The organism is Streptomyces sp. NPDC004561 (assembly GCF_053602155.1).
Window position 1 is genome coordinate 1 of record NZ_JBSGDB010000359.1, and the last position, 9,333, is coordinate 9,333.

Here is a 9,333-nt window from a genome sequence, read left to right on the forward strand (position 1 = left end):
GCCGAGGCCAAGCCGCGCCGCACCCGGAAGACCGCCGCGGCCGCGGAAGCCGCCGTGGACACCGCCGAAGGCACGGAGACCAAGCCCCGCCGCACCCGCAAGACGGCCACCGCCGCGCCGGAGACGGACGCCGAGACCCCGGTGGCGGAGGTTAAGCCGCGCCGCACGCGGAAGACCGCCGCGACCGCGGAAGCCGCCGTGGACACCGCCGAAGGCACGGAGACCAAGCCCCGCCGCACCCGCAAGGCGGTCGCCACCACCCCGGAGGCGGAGGCCGAGGCCAAGCCGCGCCGGACGCGGAAGACCGCGGCAGTCGCGCCTGAGGCGGCCGACGGTGCGGAAGTGAAGCCGCGTCGTACGCGGAAGACCGCTGCCGCCGCCGTGGACGCGGTGGACGGCGCCGAGCCGGCCGCTCCCAAGGCGCGGCGGACCCGTAAGGCCGTCGCCGAGACGGCCGCCGCGGAGATCCCGGCGCAGGCCACCGCGGAGCCGGAGGCCAAGCCGCGCCGCCGCACCCGCAAGGCGGCGGCGGTCGTGGAGGCCCCCGAGGCCTGATCAGGCGCCGCCCCCCGGCGGCACCACAGCCCGATGGCGGCCCGGTCCACTTCGCCTGGACCGGGCCGTCGGCGTCCCCACGCGCACCGGCACCCCCGACCGCCCTCCCCCGGCCCAGGTCGTGTCCACCGCCCGCTAACCTCTCCCCATGAGTAGGCCCGCCACCTTCGTCCCGCCCCCCGGCGCCCGTGCGTACGCCCTTCGGACGGCGCGCGGGGAATTCGCCGTGGTCGACGCTCCCGTGGCCGCCGGGGTCGAGCCCAGGGGGATCGCGCTGCTGCTGCCGGGCTTCACCGGCAGCAAGGAGGACTTCAACCCGCTCCATGTGCCGCTGGCCGAGCGCGGGTACCGGACCGTGGCCGTGGACGGGCGCGGGCAGTACGAGTCGGACGGGCCCGAGAGCGACGAGTCGGCCTACGCCCGGGAGGAGTTGGCGCGGGACGCGCTGGCCCAGGCGGAGGCGCTCGGGCAGCCGGTGCACCTGCTGGGGCACTCCCTCGGCGGCCAGATCTCCCGTGCCGCAGTGCTGCTGGACCACACGCCGTTCCGCTCGCTCACGTTGATGGCCTCCGGCCCGGCGCACATCTCTGAGTCCCAGCGGCAGCGCGTGAAGCTGCTGCGGGACGCGCTCGCCGTCATGACGATGACGCAGGTGTGGGACGCGATGCAGGCGATGGAGGCGCCCGAGGAGACCGAGACGCCCGCGCTCGATGGCGGCCTGGACGACCGGGAGGACCTGCGGCGCCGCTGGCTTGGCACGAAGCCCGCCCAACTCCTGGCCACCGGGTGCCAGTTGTGCGTGGAGCCGGACCGGGTCGCGGAACTGGCCGCCGTACCGCTGTCGTTCCACGTGCTCTCGGGCTGGCAGGACGACACCTGGCCGGTGCCGCTGCTCGACGACATGGCGGTACGGCTGGGGGCGCGGCGGACGGTCGTCGAGGGCGCCGAGCACTCCCCCAACACCGACCGCCCGCTGGAGACGGCCCGCGCGCTCGCGGACTTCTGGGACGACGTCGCGGGCGGGCGCTAGTACTGCGCCTGGAGGTGGTCCCAGAAGCCGTCGCGCAGCGCCCGGCGCAGGTCCGCCTGGCCGCGCAGGGAGTACTGGAGCAGTCCCTCGGCCTCGACCAGGAGGTCCTGGTCGACGGAGCCGGGCAGATAGGGATGGCCGGGCAGCAGTTCGACCAGCGCCTCGCGGCCCCGGGAGGCCAGCCACTTCGCCGCGATCTGGGCGCCGACGAAGCGGACGTCCTCGCGGGTGGGGCGGGTTCCGGCGCCGGCGTCGTAGGCGGCGGCCGTGCGGCGGGAGACGTAGGGCTTGAAGAACTCCAGGTCGAGGGTGCGCTGGCTGTCGACCTCCCAGAGCAGCGGCTCGGCCTGGTTGCGGGCCTCGGGCGCCTCGATGCCCCAGAGGTGGACGCGGGCGCCGTAGCCCTGGGCCGCCTCGACCGCCGAGACCAGGTCCTCGTCGCCGCCGAGCAGGGCCGCGTCGCTGATCGCGCGGTGCCGGGCCAGTGATTCCAGGTCCGTGCGGATCAGGGAGTCGACGCCCTTCTGCTGGTTGTTGGCGTTGAGGTTGCCGAGGCGGACCTTGACGTCGGGGAGTTCGGCGATGGACTGCTGCTCGGCGGTGTGGATGCGGCGCCGGGCGCCGTCGTACCAGTAGACGCGCAGCAGCCGGCTGTCCGCGAAGATCGTGCGGGCCTTGTCGATCAGCGCGTCGATCAGGCCCTCGGCGTCGAGGTCGAAGGCGCGGCGGTCCTCCGTCCCGGCGACCAGCCGGCCCGCGGCCGCGTACAGATAGCCCGCGTCGACGAAGATCGCGTGGGTCGAGGGCGTCTTCGCCACCTCGGCGAGCATGCGTTCCAGCAGCTCGTTCGTGCGGTCGATGCGGGCGCCGAGGGCCGCCAGGTCGTCGTTCATCGCCTCCATTGTCCTGGTGGTCACGCTGCGGACACAACCGGTCCCGAGCGGTCCCGCGCACGCCGCTTACCGGTCGGTAATTAGACGTTCGAAAAATTTATTTAGCGTAGGGAATGTTTGTAACATGCAGCACGTTGACTACATACGACACCGGATACACAGCCGGTGCACCAAGTAGTTCTCCGCGTAGTTCTCCGCAGGAGGATGACCAGACGAAGGGAGAAGCCATGCGCTTCGAGATCATGCGACTCGACGAGGTCGACGGCACCACCGTGGACACCACCGTCGTGGACGCCGCCTCCGTCAACCGGATCGTTCAGCAGGCCGCCGCCATCGGACAGCGCCTGTGGATCCGCCCGGCCGAGACCTCGGCCTCGTAACGGGGAGATCCACTCAAGCTTTCCGGGGGAGCCGAGACCACGAGCTCAGCTCCCCCGGATCACCTGAGTGATCCCGTTGATGATCTGCTGCACGGCGATCGCGGAGAGCATCATGCCCGCGAGCCGCGTCACGAGGACCACGCCGCCGTCCTTGATGACCCGGATGATCAGCAGCGAGTAACGCATCACCAGCCACAGCACGACGTGGATCGCGAGGATCGCGGACCACACCGAGACCTGCGTGGCGACACTGCCCGCCTTCTGCACGGCGAGGATCACGGACACGATGGCACCGGGCCCCGCCAGCAGCGGCATGCCCAGCGGCACGAGGGCCACGTTCACGTCCTTGGTCTGCTTCGGCTCGTCGGTCTTGCCGGTGAGCAGGTCGAGCGCGATCAGCAGAAGCAGCAGACCGCCCGCGATCATCAGCGCGGGCACGGACACGTGCAGATAGTTCAGGATCTGGTGGCCCAGGACGCCGAAGACGGCGATGACCCCGCCCGCCACGCAGACGGCCTGGAAGGCCATCCGCTTCTGCACCTTGGCCGGCCGGCCGGCGGTCAGGGCGAGGAAGATCGGGGTGATCCCAGGGGGATCCATAATCACAAAAAGGGTCAGGAACAGGGAGCCGAAGACGGCGATGTCGAACATGGGGGAAGTACTGGCCTTGCTGGAAGAAGAAGAACTACGGGCGTGAGACGGCGCGGGCCGGCCCCGGAGGGCCGTCAGGCTCCGCCGGTCCCCGGGACGGGGAACGCGCCGGTGGCCCGTCGCGTGATCTCCCCGTACACCTCCGGGTCGGTCGTGTACTCGCCCAGCGACACGGTCTTGCGGCTGCCGTGGTAGTCCGAGGAGCCCGTGACCAGCAGTCCCAGCTCGGCGGCGAGGCCGCGCAGCCGGGCCCGGTCGTCCGGGCCGTGGTCCATGTGGTCGACCTCGATGCCGTCCAGTCCGGCGGCGGCCATCTCGGCGATCGCGGACTCGGGGACCGTACGGCCCCGCTTGGCGGCGGCCGGGTGCGCGAAGACGGCCACCCCGCCGGCGCCCTTGACCAGCCGGATCGCCTCGAACGGGTCGGTCTCGTGCTTCTCCACGAAGGCCCGGCCGCCGTCGGCCAGCCACTCCTCGGTGAACGCGTCGCTCACCGTCGGCACCACACCCAGCTCGACCAGCGCGGAAGCGACATGCGGCCGCCCCACGGAGCCGCCGGCGGCGATCCGCTCGACCTGCTCCCAGGTGACCGGCACGCCCAGCGCGTTCAGCTTGGCGATCATGCCCTTGGCCCGCGGCACCCGGTCGTCCCGGACCAGTTCGCGCTCGGCGAGCAGGGCGGGCTCCTCGGGGTCGAAGAGGTAGGACAGCAGGTGCATCGAGACGCCGTCGACACGGCAGGACAGCTCGGCGCCGGTGACCAGGGTGAGCCCCTCGGGCAGCGCGGCGATCGCCTCGGCGTACCCGCGGGTGGTGTCGTGGTCGGTCAGCGCGACGACGTCCAGTCCGGCCGCGGCGGCTTTCCGCACCAGCCCGGCCGGGGTGTCCGTGCCGTCGGAGGCCGTGGAGTGACAGTGCAGATCGATGCGCACGGTGACTCCAGGCAGGGACAGAACGGGGAAGGACACCTAAGGATAGCCGCAGACACGGCATGCCCTGTCACACCCGTAGCCGCACAGCGCCCCCTACAGCGGACGCTCAGGGGCGCAGGAGCCTCGGGGACAGCGCGCCGAACGGCACCAGGTCCAGTTCCGCCCCCGCGTCCCGCAGGTCGGTCAGCACCAGTTCGTCGTACATGAGCAGGCCGGCCTGCTCGGGCCAGATCACCGCCCACAGCCACATGCCGAGCGCCTCGCCCGCGAAGACGGCGCGGTCGTCCGGGGTGCGGTACACGTGCCAGAGCGGGGTCGGCCGGCCGCCGGCGAGCACCTTGGCCTGGGGCGGCTTCTCGACGTTCATGTACGGCCCCGGGTCCGGGCCGTCGATGCCCGCGTACCGCGCGCCGAGACCCACGCCGAGTTCCTCGGCGACCAGGATCAGCTCGCCCGGGCCGCCGAGCGGGCCGGGTCCGGAGCAGGCCACGGCGGTCGCCCGGCCGCCGCTGCGGTCGTCACCCGCATAGGCCGCCCCGGTGAAGAGCCAGCCGACCGGCAGCGGCCACGGCATCCACAGCGGAACATGCGTGCGGTGCACCACGGCACCGAGTGCCTCGACGCTGGGCGGGATCACGGGCTGCAGCGGATACACCGCCCCGTGCACATCGCACTGCCACGAATCGGCGAAGAGACCGGGAGCCCTGACCCGGCCACCACACCGCGGGCAACTGGGTTCGCCCCTCATAGGGCTCCACGGTCCTACCCCTGCCCGCCCACGTCAAGGACGATCACCCGTCCGGACGGAACAGCCGTCCGAACGCCGCCACCGGGCAGAACTAGATGCTGTTTGCACTAATTAGCTGAGCTAACTTACTGTATGCATACAGCAACTATCTTCGTACGGAACGGGAGAAGCACATGGACCCCCTCGACGCGGGACCCGGCGGCATCCTGCGGCAGCCCAAGGCGGTCTGGGTCACGGCCGGCGCCTCCGTCGTCGCCTTCATGGGCATCGGCCTCGTCGACCCGATCCTGCCGTCGATCGCGCGGGGCCTGCACGCCACGGCCAGTCAGGTGTCCCTGCTCTTCACCTCGTACTTCCTGATCACCGCGGTCGCGATGCTGCTGACCGGCTTCGTCTCCAGCCGTATCGGCGGCCGCAGGACGCTGCTGCTCGGCCTCGCCTTCGTGGTCGTCTTCGCGGGTCTGGCCGGCACCTCGGACAGCGTGGGCCGGCTCGTCGGCTTCCGGGCCGGCTGGGGCCTCGGCAACGCGCTCTTCGTCTCCACCGCCCTGGCGGTCATCGTCGGCGCGGCGAATCCCATAGGAGCGGCGCCCGGCGCGTCGGACAAGGGTGGTGGGCGAGGGGCCGGAGGCAGCGCGGCGGCGATCCTGCTCTACGAGTCCGCGCTCGGCCTCGGCATGGCCTGCGGCCCGCTGCTCGGCGCGCTCCTCGGCAACATGAGCTGGCGCTACCCGTTCTTCGGCACGGCCACGCTGATGGCGATCGGCTTCCTGTGCGTCACGGCGTTCCTGAAGGAGCAGCCGAAGCCCGCCCGGAAGACCTCGGTCCTCGACCCGATCAGGGCGCTCGGCCACGGCGGCCTGGCCTCGGCGGCGGTCTCGGCGTTCTTCTACAACTACACGTTCTTCACGGTGCTGGCCTTCACGCCGTTCGTGCTGAACATGACCCCCTACCGCTCCGGTGCGGTGTTCTTCGCCTGGGGCGTGCTGCTCGCGGTCTTCTCGGTGATCGTGGCCCCGCGCATGCAGAAGCGGTTCGGCTCGCTGAAGGTGCTCGGCGGCTCGCTGGTGCTGCTCGCGGCGGACGTCCTGGTGCTCGGCTACGGCAGCCACACCACCGCGGTCGTCTGCACGATCCTGTCCGGCGCCTTCATCGGCGTGAACAACACCGTCTACACCGAGCTGGCCCTCGGTGTGTCGGACGCGCCGCGCCCGGTGGCGAGCGCGGGCTACAACTTCGTCCGCTGGTTCGCGGCCGCCGCCGCGCCCTACTTCGCGCCGAAGATCGAGGAGTGGACCGACCTCCACGTCCCGTTCTTGGTCGCGGCTGTCACCGCCGTGCTGGGCGCGCTCGTGGTCGCCGTGCGGCACCGGGCCCTCACCCACGAGGCGGAGGAGCCGCGGCCGCTGCGCGCGGCCGAGGACGGGGTCGGCGTCTTCGCCAACTGACCGCCCCCCGAAGGCATTTGGTGAGCTGGCACACCCCCGCGGGCCGGACCTGCGGCATCCCTCCCGCAGGTCCGTCCCGTTCGCCAGCCAGCGCTCCTGGAGGGCCTGGGCGCCGTGCACCCGCTTCCAGGCGGCCTCGTTCGCCGTCATCGGCAGCAGCGGCAGGAACCGTACGGGATCCAGCGGGGCGTCCAGCTCCAGATCCTCCACGAGACCGCCGGGCTCGCCCACCAGGACCGAGGTGAAGGGGGCGCCGGGCCACAGCGGCTCACCGGTGTCCAAGGAGGCGCCCGGCGTCACCACCAGTCCCTCCACCTGCGGGGACGCGGCGAACACGGCCAGCGGACGGAGCACCTTGTCGGTGTCGGCGGCGCCCGCGCGGACGGACAGGAACAGCTCGGCGCGGGGCCCCTTGACGGGGTCGGCGACCATCGCCGTGGGGTCGGTCATGGGGTGCGCGGACATGCCGAGGGACGCGTACCGGACGACGTCCCCCTCACTGAAGCGGAGCACCTCGATGCGGTCCGTGCCGAGGAACGTGACGGCGGCGCGCGCGTCCGGTTCGCCCAGCGCGGTGGTCAACCGTGCCTCGACCAGTGGAAGAACATCAACCATGCCGTGAGCATAGAACTCGTCAGTGGCGGGCAAAGCGGCGCCTTGACAGCAGGGGCGGCTGCTACTCTGAGCCGGTGGTTCGGGACAGCACGCCGAAGCGTCGCGATCGAGTTCCGACCCCGAGGAGACTCCCTTACGAGGGACCGGCCGGAGGAGGTGGGGCTGTCATGGATCGAAGTCGACCGTGCAGTACCACTCGCTCTTCCGCCCACTGATGTAGTCACTGGCTGGTTTCTGGCTGGCTGCCGCCTTCCCGTGCGCGTTTCCGTCCGGAAGAGCACTTCGTCTCGCTTTGCCTGATCCGTCTGATCACCTGATCCGCCCGATCACCTGATCTGCCTGATCCGAATCAGTTCTGCATCAGTAGCGAAGTCGCCACCGCAACGGTGCGGTGCTCCCCGCTTTGCGGACGTGCCAAACATCTGCAGTCAGGACGTCCCCATTCCGGGTAGTTCCACCCGTCGTCGGCGGTCTTTCGTTGCCTGTCGCGAAGGAGCCTGCCCATGTCGATGATCCGCGACCTGCGCGCCGTGGTCCGTCCGTCCCGTGTCTCGCTCCGCAAGGAGACGAGCGCGCCGGCGTACGACACCACCCGTGACCCGGCCACGCCCTCGGCCGTCGTCGACTGCGCCGTCTACCGCGACGGCGTGCGGGTGCGCAGCGACAAGCCGCTGAGCCCGCACGAGGCGATGCGGCTGGTGCGGCGCGACGGCGGCTTCGTCTGGATCGGGCTGCACGAGCCGACCGAGGCCGAATTCGCCGGTATCGCGAGCGAGTTCGGGCTGCACCCGCTGGCCGTGGAGGACGCGGTGCAGGCGCACCAGCGACCGAAGCTGGAGCGGTACGACGACTCACTGTTCACCGTCTTCAAGACCATCCACTACGTCGAGCACGACCGGCTCACCGCCAACAGCGAGGTCGTCGAGACCGGCGAGGTGATGTGCTTCACCGGCCGGGACTTCTTCATCACCGTCCGGCACGGCGGCCAGGGCTCCCTGCGGGCCCTCAGACACCGTCTGCAGGACGACCCGGAGCTGCTGGCCAAGGGCCCCTCGGCCGTGCTGCACGCCATCGCCGACCATGTCGTGGACGGCTACATCGCGGTGGCCGACGCGGTGCAGGACGACATCGACGAGGTGGAGACCGAGGTCTTCTCGCCGGGCCGCAGGGGCGGGGTCTCGCGCGGTGTGGACTCGGCGCGGATCTACCAACTCAAGCGTGAGGTACTGGAGTTCAAGCGCGCGGTCGCACCGCTGCTGCGGCCCATGCAGCTGCTGAGCGAGCGCCCGATGCGGCTGGTCGACCCCGACATCCAGAAGTACTTCCGGGACGTCGCCGACCACCTCGCCCGGGTCCAGGAGCAGGTCCTCGGCTTCGACGAGCTCCTCAACTCCATCCTCCAGGCCAACCTCGCCCAGGCCTCCGTCGCGCAGAACGAGGACATGCGGAAGATCACCGCGTGGGCCGCGATCATCGCCGTGCCGACGATGGTGACCGGGGTGTACGGGATGAACTTCGACCACATGCCGGAGCTGCACTGGAAGTACGGCTACGCCTTGGTCCTGGGCCTCACCGTCGCCATGTGCGTGGGCATCCACCGGGTGCTGAAGCGCAACGGCTGGCTGTGAGCGGGCTGGAATAGGGTGACTCTCATGACAAGCGTGCGCGAGCGGGCCCTCATCGAGGAGGCCTCGAAGAAGTCCGGCCTCATCTGGGTCAGGGGCGCCGGCGCCCCGGCGGCCCGTGCCCTGTGGCACGTGTGGCACGAGGGCGCGGTGTGCCTGGTCGGCGACGGGCCCGGGGAGCAGCCGCTGGCGGGGCTGGTCGACGGGGGCTCCGCCGAGGTGACCGTGCGCAGCAAGGACAAGGGCGGCCGGCTGGTGTCGTTCCCGGCGTCCGTGTCCGAGCTCGCCGCGGGCTCCCCGGAGTGGGAGGCCGCGGTGGCCGAGCTGAAGGGCAAGCGCCTGAACGCCCCCGACGGCGAGGAGATGCCGGGCCGCTGGGCCCGTGGGTGTCGCCGACCATGGCCACGGCGCGTCCCTCGCGCTGCAGCCGTCGTACGACGTCGGCCTTCTCCTCGG

The 9,333-nt window shown here is 71.2% G+C and carries 9 protein-coding genes and 2 pseudogenes; 6 read left to right on the forward strand and 5 right to left on the reverse strand.

What is annotated here, in order from left to right; translation table 11 throughout:
* Positions 1 to 555, forward strand: a pseudogene (locus ACWEN3_RS33740) (DEAD/DEAH box helicase); the annotation flags it as partial.
* 148 nt (positions 556 to 703) lie between these two features.
* A complete protein-coding gene (locus ACWEN3_RS33745; RefSeq protein WP_452978680.1) occupies positions 704 to 1,585 on the forward strand; it encodes an alpha/beta fold hydrolase in 882 nt (293 codons plus the stop codon).
* On the opposite strand, the gene ACWEN3_RS33750 is transcribed toward ACWEN3_RS33745, so the two are convergent.
* Positions 1,582 to 2,487 carry an NYN domain-containing protein gene (locus ACWEN3_RS33750; RefSeq protein ID WP_452978695.1) on the reverse strand — a complete coding sequence of 302 codons (906 nt, stop codon included), beginning with the start codon at positions 2,485 to 2,487 and terminating at the stop codon, positions 1,582 to 1,584. The two genes, ACWEN3_RS33745 and ACWEN3_RS33750, sit on opposite strands and share 4 nt — an antisense overlap.
* Positions 2,488 to 2,705: 218 nt before the next feature.
* Between ACWEN3_RS33750 and ACWEN3_RS33755 the strand changes: the two genes are divergently transcribed.
* A complete protein-coding gene (locus ACWEN3_RS33755) occupies positions 2,706 to 2,858 on the forward strand; it encodes a hypothetical protein (RefSeq protein WP_360747054.1) in 153 nt (50 codons plus the stop codon).
* A gap of 45 nt (positions 2,859 to 2,903) precedes the next feature.
* Here the strand turns inward: ACWEN3_RS33755 and ACWEN3_RS33760 are convergent, their stop codons facing one another.
* The 3 genes from ACWEN3_RS33760 to ACWEN3_RS33770 all read right to left on the reverse strand — a co-directional run bounded on the left by ACWEN3_RS33760 (position 2,904) and on the right by ACWEN3_RS33770 (position 5,189).
* Positions 2,904 to 3,509, reverse strand: coding sequence for a MarC family protein (locus tag ACWEN3_RS33760; RefSeq protein WP_258783298.1), 606 nt, complete (start codon positions 3,507 to 3,509; stop codon positions 2,904 to 2,906).
* A gap of 74 nt (positions 3,510 to 3,583) precedes the next feature.
* Positions 3,584 to 4,441, reverse strand: a complete 858-nt coding sequence (locus ACWEN3_RS33765; RefSeq protein ID WP_452978682.1) for a PHP domain-containing protein — start codon at positions 4,439 to 4,441, stop codon at positions 3,584 to 3,586.
* Positions 4,442 to 4,547: 106 nt separating this feature from the next.
* Positions 4,548 to 5,189, reverse strand: a complete 642-nt coding sequence (locus tag ACWEN3_RS33770; RefSeq protein ID WP_452978685.1) for a DUF6758 family protein — start codon at positions 5,187 to 5,189, stop codon at positions 4,548 to 4,550.
* 173 nt (positions 5,190 to 5,362) lie between these two features.
* Between ACWEN3_RS33770 and ACWEN3_RS33775 the strand changes: the two genes are divergently transcribed.
* Positions 5,363 to 6,637, forward strand: a complete 1,275-nt coding sequence (locus ACWEN3_RS33775; RefSeq protein ID WP_452978687.1) for an MFS transporter — start codon at positions 5,363 to 5,365, stop codon at positions 6,635 to 6,637.
* 39 nt (positions 6,638 to 6,676) lie between these two features.
* Here ACWEN3_RS33775 and ACWEN3_RS33780 read toward each other — a convergent pair.
* Positions 6,677 to 7,252: pseudogene (locus tag ACWEN3_RS33780) on the reverse strand (suppressor of fused domain protein); the annotation flags it as partial.
* Between the two features lie 503 nt (positions 7,253 to 7,755).
* Here ACWEN3_RS33780 and ACWEN3_RS33785 point away from each other — a divergent pair.
* On the forward strand, positions 7,756 to 8,880 hold the full coding sequence (locus ACWEN3_RS33785) for a magnesium and cobalt transport protein CorA (protein ID WP_452978689.1): 1,125 nt from the start codon (positions 7,756 to 7,758) through the stop codon (positions 8,878 to 8,880).
* A 24-nt stretch (positions 8,881 to 8,904) separates the two neighbouring features.
* Positions 8,905 to 9,333 (forward strand): hypothetical protein (locus ACWEN3_RS33790; protein ID WP_452978692.1); only part of this gene is annotated, 429 nt, incomplete at its 3' end.